General features: G+C 65.7%; 17 protein-coding genes. 1 reads left to right on the top strand and 16 read right to left on the bottom strand.

What is annotated here, in order from left to right; translation table 11 throughout:
• Positions 1–19: 19 nt before the first annotated feature.
• The 14 genes from HWX36_RS24455 to coq7 all read right to left on the bottom strand — a co-directional run bounded on the left by HWX36_RS24455 (position 20) and on the right by coq7 (position 15,770).
• Positions 20–772: a cell division protein FtsQ/DivIB gene (locus HWX36_RS24455; protein WP_175955533.1), complete on the bottom strand. Its 753-nt coding sequence runs from the start codon at positions 770–772 to the stop codon at positions 20–22.
• Positions 773–791: 19 nt separating this feature from the next.
• The gene (locus HWX36_RS24450) at positions 792–1,733 is read right to left on the bottom strand and encodes a D-alanine--D-alanine ligase (RefSeq protein ID WP_011350841.1); all 942 of its coding nucleotides are present in this window, start codon (positions 1,731–1,733) and stop codon (positions 792–794) included.
• 1 nt (position 1,734) lies between these two features.
• Positions 1,735–3,132, bottom strand: a complete 1,398-nt coding sequence (gene murC, locus HWX36_RS24445) for a UDP-N-acetylmuramate--L-alanine ligase (RefSeq protein WP_175955531.1) — start codon at positions 3,130–3,132, stop codon at positions 1,735–1,737.
• Complete coding sequence (gene murG, locus HWX36_RS24440) at positions 3,129–4,232, bottom strand: undecaprenyldiphospho-muramoylpentapeptide beta-N-acetylglucosaminyltransferase (RefSeq protein WP_175955529.1); 1,104 nt, start codon at positions 4,230–4,232, stop codon at positions 3,129–3,131. The genes murC and murG overlap by 4 nt, the downstream gene beginning before the upstream one ends.
• Complete coding sequence (gene ftsW / locus HWX36_RS24435; protein WP_175955527.1) at positions 4,229–5,512, bottom strand: putative lipid II flippase FtsW; 1,284 nt, start codon at positions 5,510–5,512, stop codon at positions 4,229–4,231. The genes murG and ftsW overlap by 4 nt, the downstream gene beginning before the upstream one ends.
• Complete coding sequence (murD, locus tag HWX36_RS24430; protein WP_175955525.1) at positions 5,509–7,023, bottom strand: UDP-N-acetylmuramoyl-L-alanine--D-glutamate ligase; 1,515 nt, start codon at positions 7,021–7,023, stop codon at positions 5,509–5,511. The genes ftsW and murD overlap by 4 nt, the downstream gene beginning before the upstream one ends.
• 28 nt (positions 7,024–7,051) lie before the next feature.
• Positions 7,052–8,221: a phospho-N-acetylmuramoyl-pentapeptide-transferase gene (gene mraY, locus HWX36_RS24425; protein ID WP_006477019.1), complete on the bottom strand. Its 1,170-nt coding sequence runs from the start codon at positions 8,219–8,221 to the stop codon at positions 7,052–7,054.
• Positions 8,222–8,237: 16 nt separating this feature from the next.
• Complete coding sequence (gene murF / locus HWX36_RS24420; protein WP_175955523.1) at positions 8,238–9,644, bottom strand: UDP-N-acetylmuramoyl-tripeptide--D-alanyl-D-alanine ligase; 1,407 nt, start codon at positions 9,642–9,644, stop codon at positions 8,238–8,240.
• Positions 9,641–11,179 carry a UDP-N-acetylmuramoyl-L-alanyl-D-glutamate--2,6-diaminopimelate ligase gene (locus HWX36_RS24415; protein ID WP_175955521.1) on the bottom strand — a complete coding sequence of 513 codons (1,539 nt, stop codon included), beginning with the start codon at positions 11,177–11,179 and terminating at the stop codon, positions 9,641–9,643. The genes murF and HWX36_RS24415 overlap by 4 nt, the downstream gene beginning before the upstream one ends.
• Positions 11,176–13,023, bottom strand: coding sequence for a penicillin-binding protein 2 (locus tag HWX36_RS24410; protein WP_175955519.1), 1,848 nt, complete (start codon positions 13,021–13,023; stop codon positions 11,176–11,178). The genes HWX36_RS24415 and HWX36_RS24410 overlap by 4 nt, the downstream gene beginning before the upstream one ends.
• The gene (ftsL, locus tag HWX36_RS24405) at positions 13,020–13,367 is read right to left on the bottom strand and encodes a cell division protein FtsL (protein ID WP_175955517.1); all 348 of its coding nucleotides are present in this window, start codon (positions 13,365–13,367) and stop codon (positions 13,020–13,022) included. The genes HWX36_RS24410 and ftsL overlap by 4 nt, the downstream gene beginning before the upstream one ends.
• Positions 13,364–14,305, bottom strand: coding sequence for a 16S rRNA (cytosine(1402)-N(4))-methyltransferase RsmH (rsmH, locus tag HWX36_RS24400; RefSeq protein WP_175955515.1), 942 nt, complete (start codon positions 14,303–14,305; stop codon positions 13,364–13,366). The genes ftsL and rsmH overlap by 4 nt, the downstream gene beginning before the upstream one ends.
• A gap of 23 nt (positions 14,306–14,328) precedes the next feature.
• Positions 14,329–14,757, bottom strand: coding sequence for a division/cell wall cluster transcriptional repressor MraZ (mraZ, locus tag HWX36_RS24395; protein WP_006487094.1), 429 nt, complete (start codon positions 14,755–14,757; stop codon positions 14,329–14,331).
• Between the two features lie 386 nt (positions 14,758–15,143).
• Entirely contained in the window at positions 15,144–15,770 is a 627-nt protein-coding gene (gene coq7 / locus HWX36_RS24390) for a 2-polyprenyl-3-methyl-6-methoxy-1,4-benzoquinone monooxygenase (RefSeq protein WP_175955514.1), read from the bottom strand.
• Between the two features lie 276 nt (positions 15,771–16,046).
• Between coq7 and HWX36_RS24385 the strand changes: the two genes are divergently transcribed.
• Complete coding sequence (locus HWX36_RS24385; protein WP_175955513.1) at positions 16,047–17,198, top strand: porin; 1,152 nt, start codon at positions 16,047–16,049, stop codon at positions 17,196–17,198.
• A gap of 271 nt (positions 17,199–17,469) precedes the next feature.
• Here the strand turns inward: HWX36_RS24385 and HWX36_RS24380 are convergent, their stop codons facing one another.
• The gene (locus HWX36_RS24380) at positions 17,470–19,143 is read right to left on the bottom strand and encodes a long-chain fatty acid--CoA ligase (protein WP_175955512.1); all 1,674 of its coding nucleotides are present in this window, start codon (positions 19,141–19,143) and stop codon (positions 17,470–17,472) included.
• Between the two features lie 136 nt (positions 19,144–19,279).
• The gene (locus HWX36_RS24375; protein WP_175955511.1) at positions 19,280–21,355 is read right to left on the bottom strand and encodes a molybdopterin oxidoreductase family protein; all 2,076 of its coding nucleotides are present in this window, start codon (positions 21,353–21,355) and stop codon (positions 19,280–19,282) included.
• Positions 21,356–21,807: the final 452 nt, after the last annotated feature.

Raw genomic sequence — 21,807 nt, 5'->3', positions numbered from 1 at the left:
TCTTGCGTGTGATCTCTCGTTACTTCTTGCGCTTGTCGGTATCGGTCAGGAACCGCATGCCTGCCGCGCGAATCGCGAATCCATTCGGATAGCGCAGGTCCGCGTACTCGATGTCGTTGCCCCAACGCTCCGTGACGGCCGGCCATGCGGCGACCAGGCGCTGGCTCCGGTCATGCAGCGACTCGCTGTTGCGTTCCTTGCCCAGCTCGACCTGCATGCCGTTCGACAGCTTCACCGTCCACGCGTACCGCGCCGACAGCGTCACTTCTTCCGGCGCCGCCTTCAGCGGCGCAAACCATTTCCCGAAGTCGCGATACCGCGTGACGACTTCCTTCGCACTGCCCTCCGGGCCATCGAACGCCGGCAGTTCCTTGTCCAGTTCGCCCTGGTTCGCGGTAAACAGCTCGCCGTCGACGCTCACGAGCTGGTCGCTGCCCCAGGTCCCGAGCGGTTTGTACTCCTCGAGCGTGACAGCCAGCGCATTCGGCCACACCCGGCGCACGCTCGCATGGCGCACCCAGGGCATCTGCTCGAACGCGGTGCGCGCGGCGTCGAGATCGACCGTGAAGAAATTGCCCTTCAGCCGGCCGACCACGCCCGCGCGCACCGTCGGCGCATTGATGTGCTCGGTGTCGCCGTCGATCCGGATTTCCCGCAGCGCGAACGTCGGGCGCTGGATCAGCCAGTAGCAACCGGCCGCCGCCAACACGAGCAGCAACAACGCGTACAGCGCGCTGGCGGCAAGGTTGAGTTGGCGAACGTTGTTCCACATACGTCGTTCCGTTCCTGCGTCAGTCGTTGAGCGTGAGCGACAGCACCTTCACGACCAGCTCCGAATAGCTGATGCCGACCGCGCGCGCGGCCTTCGGCGGCAGCGAGTGGTCGGTCATGCCCGGTGCGGTGTTCACTTCCAGGAAGTACGCGTTGCCGTCGGCGTCGAGCATGAAATCCGCGCGGCCCCAGTCGGTGCAGCCGAGCACGTCGAACGCCCGGCGCGCGACGCGCTTGAGCTCCGCTTCCTTGTCGGCGGGCAGCCCGCACGGAATCAGGTATTGCGTATCGTCGGCGATGTACTTCGCGTGATAGTCGTAGAACTCGCCGGCCGGCACGATCTTGATCACCGGCAGGTCGAGATCGCCGGCGATGCATGCGGTGTACTCGCCGCCGCCTTCGATGCTCTTCTCGACGATCACGATCGGGTCATGCGTCGCGGCTTCCGCGAGCGCGGCCGGCAGCGCGTCGGCCGTCTTCACCTTCAGCACCGCGACGCTCGAGCCTTCGCTCGCCGGCTTCACGAACAGCGGCAGGCCGAGCTTCGCGACGATGTCCGTCGCGCGCGCCGCGAGGTCGTCGCCGCGCAGCACCGTCTCGAACGGCGGCGTCGGCACGCCCGTCTGCTGCCACACGAGCTTCGTGCGGAACTTGTCGAGGCCGAGCGCCGATCCGAGCACGCCGCTGCCCGTGTAGCGAATGCCGTAGAAATCGAGCGCGCCCTGGATCTGGCCGTTCTCGCCGTAGCCGCCGTGCAGTGCGTTGAACGCGCGCACGAACCCTTCATCCTTCAGCGCCGCCAGCGGGCGCTCGGCCGGGTCGAACGGGTGCGCGTCGATGCCCGCGTCGCGCAGGCCCTGCAGCACGAGCTTGCCCGACGTGAGCGACACCTCGCGCTCCGAGGACTCGCCGCCGAACAACACCGCCACCTTGCCGAAACGTTTCGGATCAATCCCGCTCATGTCATGCCTTCTGTTGAGTGTGCTGCGCAACCTTCGCCGGCACGCCGCCGATCGAGCCCGCGCCCATCGTGATCACCACGTCGCCGTTCCGCGCGACCTTCGCCAATGCGTCCGGCACGTCGTCGACCGTCGCGACGAACACCGGGTCGACCTTCCCCACCTCGCGCAGCGCGCGCGACAGCGCGTCGCCGTTCGCGGTCGAGATCGCTGCCTCGCCCGCCGCGTAGACTTCCGTCAGCACCAGCGCGTCGACCGTCGACAGCACGTTGACGAAATCGTCGAAGCAGTCGCGCGTGCGCGTGTAGCGGTGCGGCTGGAACGCCAGCACGAGGCGGCGGCCCGGAAACGCACCGCGCGCGGCGGCGATCGTCGCGGCCATCTCGACCGGGTGATGGCCGTAGTCGTCGATCAGCGTGTACTGGCCGCCGTCCGCGGTCGGCACCTCGCCGTAGCGCTGGAAGCGCCGGCCGACGCCGTTGAATTCCGCCAGCGCCTGCTGGATCGCGTCGTCCGCCACGCCGAGATCCGTCGCAATCGCGATCGCCGCGAGCGCGTTCTGCACGTTGTGCAGGCCCGGCAGGTTCAGCACGATCGCGAGCGGCGCGCGCCCTTCACGGATCACCGTGAAATGCATGCGGCCGTCGCGCGCATCGATGTCTTCCGCGCGTACCTGTGCGTCCGGCGACAGTCCGTAGCGCACGACCGGCTTCGAGATGAACGGGATGATCTGCCGCACGTTCGGATCGTCGACGCACACGACCGCGCTGCCGTAGAACGGCAGGCGCTGCGTGAATTCGATGAACGCCTGCTTGAGCCGCGCGAAATCGTGGCCGTAGGTGTCCATGTGGTCGGCGTCGATGTTCGTGATGACTTCGATCACCGGATACAGGTTCAGGAACGATGCGTCCGACTCGTCGGCCTCGGCGACGATGAAGTCGCCCGTGCCGAGCCGCGCGTTCGCGCCGGCGCTGATCAGGCGCCCGCCGATCACGAAGGTCGGGTCGAGCCCGCCCGCCGCGAGCACGCTCGCGACGAGGCTCGTCGTCGTGGTCTTGCCGTGCGTGCCGGCGATCGCGATGCCCTGCTTCAGGCGCATCAGCTCCGCCAGCATCACCGCGCGCTGCACGATCGGCACGCGCTTCGCGCGCGCGGCCAGCACTTCCGGGTTGTCCGAGCGCACGGCCGTCGACACGACGACCGCGTTCGCGCCCTCGATGTTCGCCGCGTCGTGGCCGATCGCGATCCGTGCGCCGAGCGCCTGGAGACGATCCGTCACCGCGTTGCGCGACAGGTCCGAGCCGCTGACCTCGTAGCCGAGGTTGACGAGCACTTCGGCGATGCCGCTCATGCCCGCGCCGCCGATCCCGACGAAATGAATGTGTTTGACGATGTGTTTCATTGCAGTTCTTCCAGGTTCGCGCCGGCCGCCTTCGCGCACACGCGCGCGACTTCGTCGGTGGCCTCGGGCTTCGCCAGCGAGCGCGAACGTTCCGCCATCTCCGCGAGCGATGCCCGCGACTGGCCGCGCAGCCAGTCGGCAAGCAGTTCCGCCGACAGGTCGCGTTGTTGCACCAGCACGGCCGCGCCCGCATCGGCGAGGAACGCGGCGTTGCTCGTCTGGTGATCGTCGACCGCGTACGGGAACGGCACGAACAGCGCCGCCACGCCCACCGCCGCGATCTCCGACACCGTCATCGCACCCGACCGGCAGATCACGAGATCCGCCGCCGCATACGCGGCCGCCATGTCGTCGATGAACGGCACGAGCCGCACGTCTTCGCCGGCCGCGAAACCGGCCGCTTCGTAATTCGCCTTCAGCGCGTCGATGTGCTTCGCGCCGGCCTGGTGCACGACGCGCGGGCGTTCGCCCGGCGTCAGCATCGCCAGCGCGCGCGGCACGACTTCATTCAGCGCGGCCGCACCGAGGCTGCCGCCGACGACCAGCACGTTCAGCGGGCCGCTGCGCGATGCATAGCGTGCTTTGGGCGCTTCCGTGCCGGCAAGTTCCGCGCGAATCGGATTACCCGTCCATTCCGCGTGCGGCAGCGCGCCGGGGAACGCGACGAGCACGCGTTTCGCGAATTTCGCGAGTACCTTGTTCGTCAGGCCCGCGATCGAATTCTGTTCATGCAGCACGAGCGGACGCCCCGACAGCGCGGTCATCACGCCCGCCGGGAACGTAATGTAGCCGCCCATCCCGAGCACGACGTCGGGCCGCACGCGCCGCAGCGCGGCGAGGCTCTGCCCGCATGCGCGCAGCAGGTTGAACGGCAGCGTCAGCTTGGTCTTCAGGCCCTTGCCGCGCAGCCCGCCGAACCGGACATATTCCATCGGAATACCGTGCTTCGGCACGAGCGTCGCTTCCATCCCGGCCGGATTGCCGAGCCACACGACGCGCCAGCCCGCCGCTTCCATCCGGTGCGCGACTGCGAGCCCGGGGAACACGTGCCCCCCGGTGCCGCCTGCCATCACCATCAGTGTGCGTTGCGACGCGGTCATACCTTCCCTCCGCGCATCAGCACCCGGTTTTCGTAGTCGACCCGCAGCAGCACCGCGAGCGCGACGCAGTTCAGCAGAATGCCCGAGCCACCGTAGCTCACGAGCGGCAGCGTCAGGCCCTTGGTCGGCAGCAGCCCGAGGTTCACGCCCATGTTGATGAAGGTCTGCGCACCGAACCAGATGCCGATACCCTTCGCCATCAGGCCCGCGAACGTGCGATCGAGCGCGAGCGCCTGGCGGCCGATCTCGAACGCGCGGCGCACGATCCAGTAGAACAGCAGGATCACGACCAGCACGCCGACGAAACCGAGCTCCTCGCCGATCACCGCGAGGATGAAGTCGGTATGCGCTTCCGGCAGGTAGTTCAGCTTCTCGACGCTACCGCCAAGGCCGACGCCGAACCACTCGCCACGTCCGAACGCGATCAGCGAGTGCGTGAGCTGGTACGCCTTGCCCTGCGCGTAGCGCTCGTCCCACGGATCGAGGTACGCGAAGATCCGCTCGCGACGCCACGGCGACAGCCACACCAGCATCGTGAAGGTGCCGATCGCGGTCGCAACGAGGCCGCCGAACAGCTTGCCGTTCACGCCGCCGAGGAACAGCACGCCCATCGCGATCGCCGCGACCACCATGAACGCGCCCATGTCCGGCTCGAGCAGCAGCAGCGCACCGACCAGGCCGACCGCGAACGCCATCGGCAGAAAGCCCTTGGCGAAGCTCTGCATGTACTCCTGCTTGCGCACCGTGTAGTTCGCCGCGTAGATCGTCACCGCGAGCTTCATGATTTCCGACGGCTGCATGTTCGTGATGCCAAGCGGAATCCAGCGGCGCGCACCGTTCACGCCCTTGCCGACGTGCGGGATCAGCACGATCACGAGGCCGACGAGCGCGATCAGGAAGAGCTGCGGCGCGTATTTGTCCCACGTCGACACCGGCACGCGGAACGCGATCACCGCCGCGATGAACGCGACGACGAGCGAGATGCAGTGGCGCATCAGGAACGCGTAATCGTGATACGACGCGTATTTCGGCGAATCGGGCATCGCGATCGACGCCGAATACACCATCACGACGCCGAGCCCGAGCAGCGCGATCGCGACCCACAGCAGCGAGTAGTCGAAGTCGAGCATCCGCGAGCGACTCGGGCGCACGCCATTGACGACGCTCGCGAGGCCGCCGGTCGCGGCGCGCGTGGCCGACGCGACGCGGCCGCCCGCGGCATTGCCGCCGGTGTCGCGACGATCGTTGAAACGGGAGACGATGCGATCTGACCAGCTCATGGCGTCGCTCCTTTGTCGATGGCGATTTCGTCGACCGCCGCGCGGAACACATCCGCGCGATGGGCGTAGTTCCTGAACATGTCGAGGCTCGCGCAGGCGGGCGACAGCAGCACCGCATCGCCCGGCTCCGCGAGGTCGGCCGCCGCGTGCACCGCGCCTTCGAGCGTCGCGTGGTCGGCGAGCGGCACGCCCGTTTCGGCGAGCGTGTTGCGGATGGCCGGCGCATCGCGACCGATCAGCATCACCGCGCGGCACCAGCGCGCGACCGGCGCAACCAGCGGTGCGAAATCCTGACCCTTGCCATCGCCGCCCGCGATCAGCACGATCTTCTGCGCAAGCCCGTCGAGCGCGGCAACCGTCGCGCCGACGTTCGTGCCCTTGCTGTCGTCGACGTAGTCCACGTCGTCGATCGTCGCGATCACTTCGACGCGATGCGCTTCGCCGCGGTACTCGCGCAGCGCGTGCAGCAGCGGTGCGGCCGGCAGGTCGATCGCGCGTGCGAGCGCGAATGCGGCCAGCGCGTTCGCCGCGTTGTGCAGGCCGCGAATGCGCAGCGCGTCGGCCGGCATCAGGCGCTTTTGCACGATGTCGGGCGTATGCGCGGCATCGCGCTTGCGCCGGCGGCTCGTCGTCGCAGCTTCATCCGGCGCATCGCGATCGACGGCTTCGACCAGCCACGCGATGCCGTTGTCGCGCGACAGCCCGTAGTCGCCGTCCTGCACCGGTTCGTTCAGGCCGAACGTGACCGTGCGCGGCGCATCGGCCGCGCCGGCTGCCGGCGCGAACTTCATCACGGCCGCATCGTCACGGTTCAGTACGCGCGTGGTCGTCGCGCCGAAGATCCGGCCCTTTGCCTGCGCGTATGCATCGAAGCTGCCGTGCCAGTCGAGGTGGTCCTGCGTGATGTTGAGGATCGCGGCCGCATCGGGCGCGAACGTGCGCGCGGTCTCGAGCTGGAAGCTCGACAGTTCGAGCACCCACACGTCGGGCAATGCGGTTTCATCGATCGCGCCGGCGAGCCGATCGAGCATCGCGGGGCTGATGTTGCCCGCGACGGCGACCTTCTTGCCTGAGCGCTGGCACAGCAGGCCGGTAAGGCTCGTCGTCGTGGTCTTGCCGTTGGTGCCCGTGATCGCGAGCACCTTCGGCTGGTAACCGCTCGTGCCGAGCGCACGCAGCGCCTGCGCGAAGAATTCCAGCTCGCCCCACACCGCGACGCCGCGCTCGTTCGCGGCCGCGACCAGCGCCGCGAGTGCCGGTTCGAGCGGCGACAGTCCGGGGCTCAGCCCGACGAGCTCGACGCCGCCGTCGAGCAGCGCAGGCGTGAACGCCCCGCCGACGAATTCCGCATCGATGCCTTCGGCCTGCAACGCGGCAAGGTTCGGCGGCGCCTCGCGGGTATCGGCAATACGCAGCCGGCACCCGTGCCTCGCGCACCATCGCGCGATCGCGAGACCCGATTCCCCGAGCCCCAGTACGAGCACCATCGGCCGTTGCCGATCTCCAAACATCTCGCCAGACATCCTTGTTACCTTTCCTTTACCGCAGCTTGAGGGTGGTCAGACCGAACAGGCACAGCATCAGCGTGATGATCCAGAAACGCACGACCACCTGCGTTTCCTTCCAGCCGGACAATTCGAAATGGTGATGCAGCGGCGCCATCTTCAGCAGACGCCGCCCTTCGCCGTAGCGCTTCTTCGTGTACTTGAACCACGAAACCTGCAGCATCACCGACAGCGTTTCCGCGACGAAGATGCCGCCCATGATGAACAGCACGATTTCCTGGCGCACGATCACCGCGACCGTGCCGAGCGCGCCGCCGAGCGCCAGCGCGCCGACGTCGCCCATGAACACCTGCGCGGGGTGCGTGTTGTACCAGAGGAACGCGAGCCCTGCCCCACCCATCGCGGAACAGAAGATCAGCAGTTCGCCCGCGCCGGGAATGTGCGGGAACAGCAGGTATTTTGAATAGACCGCGCTGCCCATCACGTACGCGAACACACCCAGCGACGCACCGACCAGCACGACCGGCATGATCACGAGGCCGTCGAGGCCGTCGGTCAGGTTCACCGCGTTGCTCGCGCCGACGATCACGAAGTACGTCAGCACGATGAAGCCCCACACGCCGAGCGGGTAGCTGATCGACTTCAGGAACGGCAGCATCAGGTCGGCGCGTGCCGGCAGTCCCATCGACAGGCCGCTGCGCACCCACGCCATGAACAGGTCGAACACGCGCACGTTGTTCGCCTCGGACACGCTGAAGGCAAGGTAGACGGCCGCGAACAGCCCGATCACCGACTGCCAGAAATACTTCTCGCGCGACGACATTCCGCGCGGGTCCTTGTGGACGACCTTGCGGTAATCGTCGACCCAGCCGATCACGCCGAAACCGAACGTGACGAGCATCACGATCCAGATGAAACGGTTCGTCAGGTCGCCCCACAGCAGCGTCGCGACCGCGATGCCGATCAGGATCAGCACGCCGCCCATCGTCGGCGTGCCGGACTTGACCAGGTGCGTCTGCGGGCCGTCCTTGCGCACGGCCTGACCGACCTTCATTTGCGTCAGCTTGCGGATCACCCACGGTCCGCACACGAGCCCGATCCCCAGCGCGGTGATGGTGGCCATCACCGCCCGGAACGTGAGGTACGTGAACAAGCGCAAAAAGCTTGCGTCTCCTTGCAGCCATTGCGCCAGCGCCAGCAGCATGCTTCCTTCCTTCTACTCAGTGTGCAGCGGGCGCCGTGCCCGCCGCGGGTTGGTTCGTCAGCGCGTCGACCACGCGCTCCATCTTCATGTACCGCGAGCCCTTCACGAGCAGCGTCGCCTGCGCACCGTAGCCCGCCGCGAGCAGGGCTTCGACCAGCGTGCCGACGTCGCCGAAATGGCGGGCCGTGCCACCGTATGCCGTGCAGGCATCGCGCGACGCGTCGCCGAGCGCGAACAGCGCGTCGATCCCGCGCTCGCGCGCGTAGGCGCCGACCTCGCGATGAAAGGCCGGCCCTTCGTCGCCGACCTCGCCCATGTCGCCGATCACCAGCACGCGCGGTGCCGGTTGCACGGCGAGCACGTCGATCGCGGCACGCATCGAATCGGGATTCGCGTTGTACGTATCGTCGACGACCGTTGCACCCGCGAGGCTGCCTGCAATCGCCTGCTTCACCTGCAGCCGGCCCTTGACCGGCTCGAACGATTCGAGGCCCTGCTTGATCGCCGACAGCGCAACGCCGGCGCCCAGCGCAGCGGCCGTCGCGGCCAGCGCGTTGCGCGCGTTGTGCTCGCCGAGCGCGCGCAGCCGCACCGTGACGGTGCCCGCGGGCGTGTCGATCGCGAGTTCGCCGCCGTGCAGGCGGCCCGTGACCTGCGCGCCGTTCTGCCGTTCGGCATCGTGCAGCGCGAAATCGAGGATCCGGTTGCCGGTCGCCGCGACGCGCCAGATGCCCGCGTATGCATCGTCGGCCGGGAACACCGCAACGCCGTCCGGCGGCAGCGCGTGAATCACGGCCGCGTGTTCGAGCGCGACGGCTTCGACCGTCGCCATGAATTCCTGGTGCTCGCGTTGCGCGTTGTTGACGAGCGCGACCGTCGGCGCGGTGAGCCGCGCGAGGACTTCGGTTTCGCCCGGGTGATTCATCCCGATCTCGATCACCGCGAGACGATGCGCGGCCGCCAGGCGCAGCAGCGTCAGCGGCAGGCCGACATCGTTGTTCAGGTTGCCGGCCGTCGCGAGCCGCGCGTCGGCGCCGACCGCCGCCGCGAAAATCGACGCGATCATTTCCTTGACGGTCGTCTTGCCGTTGCTGCCCGTCACCGCGACGAGCGGCAGCGCGAATCGTTTGCGCCAGCCGTGTGCGAGCGCGCCAAGCGCGGCGCGCGTTTCGCCGCCTTCGATCACCGGCATCGCGACGCCCGCCGGCACGTGCGCGACCAGCGCCGCGGCGGCACCGCGCGCAGCGACGTCGCCGAGGAAGTCGTGCGCGTCGAAGCGCTCGCCTTTCAATGCGACGAACAGGTCGCCGGGGCCGGCCATGCGGCTGTCCGTCGACACGCGGTCGAACGTGACGCCCGCGTCGCCGTGGACGGTTGCGCCGGGGATCAGGCGGGCGGCTTCGCCGAGACTGAGCATCGTCATTCGGCGCCTCCCTTGCCGTGCGTCGCGCGCGCTGCCAGCGCGAGCCGCGCGTGATCCTGGTCGGAGAACGTGCGCTTCTTGCCCATGATTTCCTGCGTGGCCTCGTGGCCCTTGCCGGCCAGCACGACGACATCCTCGCGTGCGGCGCCGCGCACGGCCTGCAGGATCGCGCTCGCGCGATCCTCGATACGGCGTGCGTGATCGGGCGCGGTCATGCCCGCGACGATCTGGTCGATGATGCGCTGCGGATCCTCGCTGCGCGGGTTGTCGCTCGTGACGACGGTTTCATCGGCGAGCCGCTCCGCGATCGCGCCCATCAGCGGACGCTTCGTCGCATCGCGATCGCCGCCGCAGCCGAACATGCAGACGAGCCGGCCGCCGCGTGCCGTGGCGATCGGGCGCAGCGCGTCGAGCGTCTTTTCGAGCGCGTCGGGCGTGTGTGCGTAGTCGATCACGACGAGCGGTTCGTCGTTCTGCAGCCGGCCGCCGAGCCGCTGCATCCGGCCGTTGACGGACTCGAGCCGTGCGATCTCGGCGAGCGCCGCGTCGAACGGCACGTCGGCCGCGAGCAAGGAGCCGAGCACCGCGAGCAGGTTGCTGACGTTGAACGTGCCGAGCGTGCCGACCTCGACGTCCGCGTCGCCCCACGACGAACGCAGGCGGAACGCCGTGCCGGTCGCGGTGGCGCGCACGTCGAGCGCGACCAGTTCGCGATCGGCGTCCGGCGCCGGCGCGTCGCCGATCCCGTACGCGATCGTGCGCACGCGGCCAGCCAGTTTCTCGAGCAGGCGCTGCCCGGCTGCATCGTCGCGGTTGACGACCGCCGCACGCAGGCCGCGCCACGCGAACAGCTTCGCCTTCGCGGCCTCGTACGCATCGAACGTGCCGTGATAGTCGAGGTGATCCTGCGTGAGGTTCGTAAACACTGCGACGTCGAAGGCCGTACCGTTCACGCGCCCCTGATGCAGCGCGTGCGACGACACCTCCATCGCCACGGCCTTCGCGCCCGCGTCGCGCAATTGCGCAAGGCTGCGCTGCAATTGCGACGCATCGGGGGTCGTGAAGCCGGTCGGCACGAGCTGGCCGGGCATCCCGGTGCCGAGCGTGCCGATCACTGCACACGGCTGGTGCAGCACCGTCAGCGCGGCAGCGATCCATTGCGTACACGAGGTCTTGCCGTTCGTGCCGGTCACACCCACCGTGAGCAGGCTGTCGCTCGGATCACCGTACCAGCCGCTGGCGATCTCGCCGGCGAGCTGGTCAAGCGCGGGCACCGCAAGCGCGACAGGAACGGCCGGCGCAGCGGCCAGCCCTTCCGGCTGATACAGCACGGCGGCCGCACCGCGCGCGACGGCGTCGGCAATGAAGGCACGATTGTCTGCCCCGTCGACTGCATACGCGACAAACACGTCGCCAGCCTTGAGGCTGCGCGTGTCGGCATGCAGTTGCGCCGCGGGGGCCACATGCTGACGCAGCCACGCAAGCGCGGCTGCGATCTGCTGATGCGCCGGATGGGAACTGCGAGCGGCGCTCATCGAACAACTCCTGGTGAATTACGCGTCGTGCTGGACACGATCATATGCTTTGCACCGCCACCCGCGGCCAGCTTTTGCGGCCCCGTCGCGGAAGGTGCGGCCGGCGAATCGTCAGACACGACGAGCTGCTTGATCGGCATGTTCGGCGGCACGTTCAGCGCACGCATCGTGTCGCCGACGATCGCCGAGAATACGGGGCCTGACACCTGGCCGCCGAAGTGGCTGCCGGCGGTCGGCTCGTCGACCGACACCGCGACAACGATGCGCGGATTCGGCATCGGCGCCATCCCGACGAACGACGCGCGGTACTTGCGCGTGTAGCCGTGACCTTCATGCTTGTAAGCGGTGCCGCTCTTGCCGCCGACGCGATAGCCCGGCACGGCCGCATCGGGCGACGTGCCGCCCGGCGCCACCACCGTTTCGAGCATCGCGCGCACTTCGCGCGCGGTGGTCGGGTTGAACACCTGCGTACCCACGACCGGCTGGTTGGGGTCGGTCTTGAAAATGGTCACCGGCATGAGTTCGCCGTCATGCGCGATCGCCGTATAGGCGCGCGCGAGCTGGAACAGCGACACCGACAGGCCGTAGCCGTACGACATCGTCGCCTGCTCGATGCGGCGCCAGCTCTTCCACGGACGCAGGCGGCCGGCCACCGCGCCCGGGAACCCGACCTTCGGCGCCTGGCCGAGGCCGATGCTCGTATACATATTCCACATTTCCTCGGGCCGCATCGTCATCGCGATCTTCGTCGCGCCGATGTTGCTCGACTTCTGGATCACGCCGCCGACCGTCAGCGTGCCGAAGCCCGCGTCGTCGGTGATCGGTGCGCCGTCGAGCACGAAATGCCCGTTGCCCGTCTCGACGAGCGTGTTCGGCGTCACGCGGTGCAGGTCGAGCGCGAGCGACACCGTGAACGGCTTCATGATCGAGCCCGGCTCGAACACGTCGGTCATGATCCGGTTGCGCAACTGCTCGCCGGTCAGGTGCGAACGGTCGTTCGGGTTGTACGTCGGATAGTTGACGAGTGCGAGCACCTCGCCGGTGCGCACGTCGACGACCATCGCCGCGCCGGCCTTCGCCTTGAACTTCTCGACGGCGGCCTTCAGGTTCGCGTACGCGATGTACTGGATCTTGCTATCGATCGACAGGTCGACGTCTGTGCCGTTGTGCGGCGGAATCTGCTCGGCGACGTCCTCGACGATGTGCCCCATCCGGTCCTTGATCACGCGACGCACGCCCGACGTGCCGGACAGCATCTTCTGGTCGCCCAGCTCGACGCCCTCCTGCCCTTCGTCCTCGACGTTCGTGAAGCCGATCAGGTGAGCGGTGATCTCGCCTTCCGGATAGAAGCGCTTGTATTCGTTGCGCTGATAGATGCCGGGAATGTCGAGCGCGGCGACCTTGTCCGCGACGTCGATCGGCACCTGGCGCTTGACGTAGACGAAGCCCTTGTCTTCCGACAGCTTGACGCGCAGTTCCTTCGGCGTCATGCCGAGGAGCTTGCCGAGCTGGTTGACCTTGTCGGCGTCGAGATCGTCCGGCACCGCGTCGGGAATCGCCCAGATCGCGCGCACGGGCAGGCTCGTCGCGAGCACGAGCCCGTTACGGTCGAGGATCTTGCCGCGCGTCGCCGGCAGCTCCAGCGTGCGCTGGTAGCGGCTTTCGCCCTGCTTCTGGTAGAACGCGTTGCCGGGCCCCTGAATCCAGAACGCGCGCGCGGCCAGCGCGACGAACGCCATGAACAGCAGGAACACGACGAGCTTCGAGCGCCACATCGGCAGATGCACGCCCAGCACGGGGCTCGACGAGAACTTCACGTTCTGGCGCTTCTGGGACGGCTTCATCGCGCGCCCCCCTTGCCCTTGCCCTTGCCGGCCGTGTCCGCCGAAGCCGGGATCGGTGCATCGATCGCCTTCGCTGCGCCCGGCGGCAGCGTCAGGTATTGCGTGCGGCCGGTCGTGATCGGCTGCATCTTCAGCGAATCGTTCGCAAGCTGCTCGATGCGCGACGTCTTCGACAGCGCGCTCTGCTGATATTGAAGCTGCGCGTAGTCCTGCTGGAGCTGACGCTCCTGCGACTGCGCACGCTGCAGCTGGATGAAGATCTGGCGCTGCTGGTTCGTCGAATTGACGACCGACAACGCGCAACCCATCACGATGATCAGCAGGAAGATATTGAAGCGGCTCATGGCGTGACGCGCTCCGCGATGCGCATCACGGCCGAGCGGGCGCGCGGATTCGCAGCAACTTCCGCTTCACTCGGAAACTGGCGGCCGATGATCTTGAGCGGCGGGCTCGGGAGGTCGACGGCACGGATCGGCAGGCGACGATCGACCGCAGGCGCACTCGCGTGCGCCTGCATGAATCGCTTGACGATCCGATCCTCGAGTGAATGAAAGCTGATGACCACCAGCCGCCCCCCTTGCTCCAGCACCGACAGTGCCGCGTCTAGTACGACTTGCAGGTCCGCAAGCTCTTGATTGACGTGAATCCGTATAGCCTGAAAGGTGCGGGTTGCCGGATCCTTGCCCTTCTCACGGGTTTTGACGACGTGACCCACGATTTGGGCAAGCTCGCCCGTGGTGTCGAGAGGCCCAAGACGGTCGGACTCTGCCCGGCGAGCAACAAGCGCCTTTGCAATCTGAAAAGCAAACCGTTCTTCCCCATAATCCCGTATCACCTCCGTCAATTCCTGCACCGAAGCTCGTGCGAGCCATTCCGCCGCCGACTCGCCGCGCGTCGGATCCATCCGCATGTCCAGCGGACCATCGACGCGGAAGCTGAAGCCGCGCGCCGGATCGTCCACCTGCGGCGAGGACACGCCCAGGTCAAGCAACACACCCGACACCTTCTCGACGCCGCGCGCCGCAAGCGCGTCGCGCATCGACGCAAAGCTGTCATGCACGATCGAGAAGCGCGCATCCTCGATGCCCTGCGCCGTCTCGATCGCCCTCGGATCCTTGTCGAACGCGATCAGCCGCCCGGCCGACGCCAGCCGCGCGAGCACCGCACGGCTATGGCCGCCGCGCCCGAACGTTCCGTCGACATAGATGCCGTCCGGCCGCGTCACGAGCGACTCGACCGCTTCGTCCAGCAACACGGTCCGATGCTGCAATTCGTTTCCCATCGCGGGCGTCTCCGTCACCGCAATCAGAACGTGAAATTCTTCAGCGCATCGGGCATGCCCTGCGCCATCGCCGCCTGCTCCTTCGCGTTGTAGGTTTGCGAATCCCACAGCTCGAAGTGACTACCCATTCCCAACAACATGACTTCCTTTTCCAGTCCGGCTGCCATGCGCAGCTCGGGCGATACGAGAATCCGGCCCGCGCTGTCGAGATCGACATCCATCGCATTGCCGAGAAAAATGCGCCGCCACCAGTGCGCGTCCATCGGCAGCGCGGCGATCTTGGCGCGAAATACTTCCCATTCGGGGCGCGGAAACAGCAACAGGCAGCCGTCCGGGTGCTTGGTCACAGTCACCCGTCCTTCTGCCTGTCCTTGCAGCGCTTCGCGATAGCGAGCCGGCACCGACATCCGCCCTTTCGCATCGAGCGTCAGCGCCGACGCCCCTTGGAACACTTTCCGCTCTCCCGTTCAGGGCACCGAAGCACCCGCTCAATGCTGAGAATTTAGCCGGAACAGCCCGCCAAATCACACAAAAATACACTTTCTCACACTGTCTCCCACTTTAGAGGAAGGGTGTGGCACGGTCAAGGGAGCGGCCCGCTTTTTTGACGAATTTTGTTAGTTAGAACAAGGACTTACGCGCACATGCTCATGCGCCCCTTCATTCCAAAAACCGTTATAAATGAATGAGCTAGTGCAACTTGTGAAGGTGATACGTGAGAAAGACGGGCCAGACGGGTGTGCGGACGGGGCTTTCGGGGGCGGGAAAACGAGGAATAAACGGGCGGTATCAGCGGCGGGGAACCGGGGCGACGTCACACATCGCCCCGGTGCGAATCTCACAGATAGTACGCAGTGCTCGTCATGACTTTCGACGCGGCGCGCATCAGCATTCGCGCGGGCAGCGGCAGCTCGATCCCGCCCGCGTCGGCCGCGGCCTTGCCGTGTTTCACTTCGTCGATACGCATCTGGTCGACGATCGCACGCGACGCGGTATCGGCCGCCGGCAACTCGGACATGTGGCCTTCGAGATGGCTCTCGACCTGCCGCTCGGTCTCGGCCATGAAGCCGAGGCTGACTTTGTCGCCGAGCGCGCCGGCCGCCACGCCGATCGCGAGCGAACCTGCATACCAGAGCGGATTCAGCAGGCTCGGGCGCGAGTCGAGCTCCTTCAGGCGGTGGGCGGTCCACGCGAGGTGGTCCTCCTCCTCGCGCGCAGCCTCTTCGAACATTGCCTTCGCCGACGCCGTACGCGCAGTGAGCTTCTGCGCCTGGTAGAGCGCCTGCGCGCAGACCTCGCCGACGTGGTTCACGCGCATCAGCCCGGCGGCATGCGTACGCTCCGCTGGCGTCAGTTCGACGGTCGGCGCCTCTGCCGGCGCGGGCACCGGCCGGCTCATCCGGCTAATGCCGGTCAGCGATCGCAGGCCGCGATCGAATTCGCTGATCAGTTCATCAAACACCATCCTGTTCTCCTGGCTGCAGGTGCTGCCGCGAGCGGCAAGGGCACGAGTCCGCTGCGTAACCGACTTGATTATTCAGCGGAAATTGCGGTTAACCCGTGATTTTAACCATTGTTGCATAAAGGAAACATGGCGACCTTGAGCTGCGGCATTTCGCTTTGTGGCAAAAAACGGTTTTGCTACATTACGTGCGACTTCTTGCGAAGTTGTTGGGGCCCGTCGGCAGAACATAACTATCCGCCCCGCCAGAAAAATTCAGTGAATTTTGGAGATCCGTTAATGAAAAAGTCGCTTCTCGCGCTCGTCGCGCTGAGTGCGTTCGCTGGCGCTGCCCATGCGCAAAGCAGCGTGACGCTTTACGGCATCATCGATGAAGGCCTGCTCTTCAACAACAATGCAGACGGCAAGCACCTTTACAGCATGGCCAGCGGCGTGATGCAAGGCAGCCGCTTCGGCATGCGCGGCACCGAAGACCTCGGTGGCGGCCTGAAGGCGATCTTCACCCTCGAAAACGGTTTCGACGTGAACAGCGGCAAGCTCGGTCAGGGCAGCCTGATGTTCGGTCGGCAGGCTTACGTCGGCCTGTCGAGCCAGTACGGTACCGTCACGCTGGGTCGTCAGTACGACTCCGTCGTCGACTTCGTCGGCCCGCTCGAGGCAGGTGACCAGTGGGGTGGCTACATCGCCGCTCACCCGGGTGACCTCGACAACTTCAACAACGCCTATCGCGTGAACAACGCGGTCAAGTTCACGAGCCAGAGCTACGGCGGCTTCTCGTTCGGCGGCTTGTACAGCTTCGGCGGTCAGGCAGGCCAGTTCTCGAAGAACCAGGTCTGGTCGCTCGGCGCAGGCTACAACAACGGCCCGCTGGTCTTGGGCGTCGGTTACTTGAACGCACGTACGCCGAACCAGTTCGGCGGCATGTTCAACAACGGTTCCACGTCTTCGTCGGTCTCGTCGCCGGTCTACGGTGCGTATGCGAACAACGCGAACACGTACCAGGTCATCGGTGCTGGCGGCGCCTACACGTTCGGCGCGGCGACGATCGGCGCGACGTACTCGAACGTCAAGTTCAAGGGCTTCTCGGCAGGCCCGTTCGTGAACCAGACGGCGACGTTCAACAACGGCGAAATCAACTTCAAGTATCAGTTGACCCCGGCGTTGATTCTCGGCGCAGCATACGACTACACGCAAGGCAGCAAGATCGACGGCAACTCGGCAGCCAAGTATCACCAGGGCTCGCTGGGCGTCGACTACTTCCTGTCGAAGCGCACCGACGTCTACGCGATCGGCGTGTACCAGCACGCATCGGGCAACGTGCTCGACTCGGACGGCGACGTCCTGAAGGCAACGGCAGCGATCAACGGTCTCGCAGGTTCGAGCACCAGCAACCAGGTCGCCGCACGCATCGGCATCCGTCACAAGTTCTAATCAGCTTGCCTGACAAGCCGCAGCATATTGAAGGCGCCTTCGGGCGCCTTTTTCTTTTCCGGTCGATGCCGTTGAAAGCGGGAGCGCGGCGAATCGTACCGGCTGCGACACGCTGTTCGGGGGCGCCGTGCCGTCTCTGCTGCGTCGAAACGCACTGCCACCGCCGCAAAGCCATTCCGGGAGCGAACTCGTTCGGAAACAGCCTCTTCCGGGCCGCACCGCAAACGAAAAGCCCGGCACAAGCCGGGCTCTTCGTTCAGATCGACCGCCGTTATGCGCGTCCGTCGCGCAGTTCGCGCCGCAGGATCTTGCCGACGTTCGTTTTCGGCAGTTCCGTCCGGAACTCGACCAGCTTCGGCCGCTTGTAGCCGGTGAGCCGCTCCTTGCAGTAGGCGAGGATGTCCTTGTCGGTGAGCGCCGGGTCCTTCTTCACGACGAACAGCTTCACGGCTTCGCCGGAATGCTCGTCGGGCACGCCGACCGCCGCCACCTCGAACACGCCCGGATGCGACGCGACCACATCCTCGACTTCGTTCGGATACACGTTGAAGCCCGATACGAGGATCATGTCCTTCTTTCGGTCGACGATCTTCACGTAACCTCGCGCATCCATCACGCCGACGTCGCCCGTCTTGAAGAAGCCGTCCGCGAACATGACCTTCTCGGTTTCGTCCGGCCGGTTCCAGTAGCCGGCCATCACCTGCGGCCCGCGGATGCAGATTTCGCCGGGTTCGCCGAGCGCGACGTCGTTGCCCGCATCGTCGCGAATCGCCACTTCGGTCGACGGCAGCGGCAAGCCGATCGTCCCGCTGTACTCGGTCGCCGTCACCGGGTTGCAAGTCGCCACCGGCGACGTTTCGGACAGCCCGTAGCCTTCGATGATCGCCGTATGGGTCTTTTCGTACCAGCGTTTTGCGACACCTTCCTGGATCGCCATGCCGCCGCCGTTGGCGATCACGAGCTTCGACAGGTCGAGCTGATTGAATTCGGGGTGGTTCAGCAGTGCGTTGTACAGCGTGTTGACTGCCGGGATCGTCGAGATCTGGTAGCCCTTCAGTTCCTTGATCATGCCGGTGATGTCGCGCGGATTCGGGATCAGGATGCCCATGCCGCCCGTACGCAGCGTCAGGAATCCGCAGACGGTCAGCGCGAACACGTGATACAGCGGCAGCGCGACAACGGTCACGAACTGTTTCACCTCCGGAAACTTCTCATGAGCCGGATGATGCCAGACACCCGCCTGCAACACGTTCGACACGATGTTCCGGTGCAGCAGCGTCGCCCCCTTGGCCACGCCGGTCGTACCGCCCGTGTACTGCAGGAACGCGACGTCATCGGGGCCGATCTTCTGCGCCTTGAATGCCTGGCGTGCACCTTCCGACAGCGCGGCCTTGAAGCGCGTGAACGACGGCAGCTGCCAGGCAGGCACCATCTTCTTGACGTTGCGCACGACGTAGTTGACGAGCCATCCCTTGATGCCCAGCAGATCGCCCATCGATGCGACGACGACGTGCTTGACGCTCGTATTCGCGATGACGGCCTGCAGCGTCGACGCGAAATTCTCGAGGATGACGATCGCCTCCGCACCGCTGTCCTTCAACTGATGCTCGAGCTCGCGCGGCGTATAGAGCGGGTTGACGTTGACGACGGTGTAGCCCGCGCGCAGTACCGCGGCGATCGCCACGGGGTATTGCAGCACGTTCGGCATCATGATCGCGACGCGCGCCCCGCGCGCGAGCCCGCGCGATTGCAGCCACGCACCGAACTGGCGCGACAGCTTGTCGAGTTCGCCGTACGTGATGCCCTTGCCCATGCAGACGAACGCCGTGCGGTCGCGGTACTGCCGGAAGCTTTCGTCGAGCAGGTCGGGGACAGAGGGATAAGGAGACGCGTCAATTTCGGCTGGAACGCCGGGCGGGTACGATTTCAGCCAAATTTTATCCATACTGCCCGTCTCCTCACAGATTTTCGAATGGTCGTGCTAAAACGCATCGTAACGGCTCGCTCGTCCCGAGACAACAGGGTTAGATGTCCACTTCGAACTTCCGTGGAAAATCGTCTGATCATACGGTGATATCCGATCAAATGCGTTCAACTTCCACAAGGCAATCGTAGAACGTCGCCGAATTGCCAAGATCGGTGAGCTTCTGGCTCGTCACTTCGTTCGCGTTTCTGCCGTCCGGTGACAGCTTCTTCCACCAGATCGATAGCCCGACGACGAGCCCTGCGCGTGCGCGATCGGTAATTCTCGCGCGCGCCTGCATCGATCCGCGGTCGTTGAAGATGCGAACGACGTCACCTTCGGCGATGCCGCGCGCATCGGCGTCAGCCGGGTGGATGTCGAGATGCGGCTCACCTTCGGTATGACGCAGGCTGTCGACGTTCACGAACGTACTGTTCAGGAAGTGGCGCGCCGGCGGAGAAATCATGGCGAGCGGATAGCGTGCGGCGAGCTCGGGTGCGGCCTCGGCCGATTCGAACGGCGGCAGGTAGTCAGGCACGGGATCCATGCCCATCTGCTCGAGTCGCGGGCTGTGGAACTCACACTTGCCGGACGGCGTACGGAAACCGCCGTTCGCGAACGGCGCCTCCGGCAGCTTGAGCTTCAGCCAGCCCGCGCGCTTCAGCGTGTCCCAGTCGCTGTCGAGCACCGGATCGTCCCAGCGGAGCGCCGCGCGCGCGACCTCTTCGTCGCTGTGATAAAGCGCGGGTTCGTCGAGCCCCATGCTGCGCGCGATGCCGCGGAAGATCTCCGTATTCGGCCGTGCCTCTCCCACTGGGGGAATCGACGGCAAATTCGCCATCACGTAGGTGTGGCCGTACGACTTGTGGATGTCCAGATGCTCGAACTGCGTGGTTGCCGGCAGCACAATGTCGGCGAAGTCGACGGTATCTGTCTTGAAATGCTCAAGAACGACCGTGAACAGATCGTCACGCGCGAACCCCGCCGCGACCTTCGAGGCGTCCGGCGCGACCGCCACCGGGTTCGAGTTGTACACGATCACCGCTTCGACCTTCGGCCCGAAGGTTGCGTCGCCCGGATGCAAAAGCGCGTCGCCGATCGCGTTCATGTTGATGATGCGCGGCAGCGTGTGGGGCCAACCCGGCATCAAATCCGGACGCAGCAGCGCGGCCTGGTTGACCGGCGCGAATTCCGACGACGAGAGCAGCAGCCCGCCGGCCCGATCCCGCCATGCGCCCGTCAACGCCGGCAGGCTTGCGATCGCGCGGACGGCGTTGCCGCCGCCGCGGACGCGCTGCATGCCGTAGTTGAGGCGGATCGATGCCTTGCGGGTAGCACCGTAGCGACGCGCAAGGTCGATCAGTTCCGACACGTCGATACCGCAGATCTGCGCAACGCGTGCCGGCGGATAGGACATCGCCCGTTCCTTGAGCGCGTCGAAGCCGAGCGTATGGCTGGCGATGTAGTCGTGATCGAGCAGGTCTTCGGTAATCAGCACATGCATCATGCCGAGTGCGAATGCGCCGTCGGTGCCTGGTTTCAACGCGATGTGCTGGTGACACTTCTCCGCTGTCAGCGAACGGTACGGATCGATGGCGACAAGACGCGCGCCTCGGCGCTTCGCTTCCTGCGCGCGCGTCCAGAAATGCAGGCTCGACACGATCGGGTTTGCTCCCCAAATCAGAATCAGTTCGCTTTCCTCGAAATGCTCGAGGTGCATGCCGAGACTACCGCCATAGGTGTAACGCAACCCCGCTGCGCCGGCCGCTGCACAAATCGTGCGCTCGAGCCGCGAGGCGCCGAGCTTGTGGAAGAACCGCTGGGCGATGCCCTCCCCCTGCACAAGCCCCATCGTCCCCGCATAGCTGTACGGCACGATCGCTTCCGGTGCGCGCGCCGCGATTTCGCCGAGACGAAGGCCGATCTCATCGAATGCCTCGTTCCAGCTGATCGGTGCGAAATGCCCTTCCCCTTTCGCGCCGATGCGCTTGAGCGGGACGGTGAGGCGGTCGGGGTGATGAACGCGATCGGCGTATCGGCTGACTTTCGTGCACAACACGCCTTGTGTCGGCGGATGGTCGGGATCGCCCGTGACCTTGATCGCCTTGCCGCTTTCGACAGTCACACGCATCGCACACGTGTCCGGACAATCGTGCGGGCAAACGGCCCGGGCTACCTGAATGGCGGCGTTCATCGTTTTAAGTGCCGAGATGAGGATTTACAAATTTTACGTGGACATGCCGAATAAAGCGTTCATTTCGTACGGATTCTGAGGTATTTGGCTGAAAGGCGATGGGAGGAATCGGGGGGGCGGTGGTCCGATGCATCGTCTGCAAGGGACTTGCATGGTCAACCCGACATTCATTGTCGACGATGGAAAGCGGATCGAGCACGACGGCGGTAACCGATGCACCGGGGGGAGAGATTGCAGCGTTGATCGGAGATACGATCAATAGACCAACGGAACACGAATGATACGGGCCAATTAGCGAACCAGATATGTGGAACGCAGCGGTACGCATCTAAAGATTTCAGTGGCGCCGCGCTGCGGATTGCTCGAGAACGGCAGGCGCTTCGATCAGCGCATTCGTCGTTTCAGCTCCAGCCAGGCCGCCCATCCCGATCCCCCGTGCATTTCCGCCGCGC

It is taken from the genome of Burkholderia sp. BCC0405 (genome assembly GCF_902833075.1).
Lineage (GTDB): Bacteria > Pseudomonadota > Gammaproteobacteria > Burkholderiales > Burkholderiaceae > Burkholderia.
The sequence above is the reverse complement of the archived record's forward strand: the minus strand, read 5'-3'. Positions and strand labels throughout refer to the sequence as shown.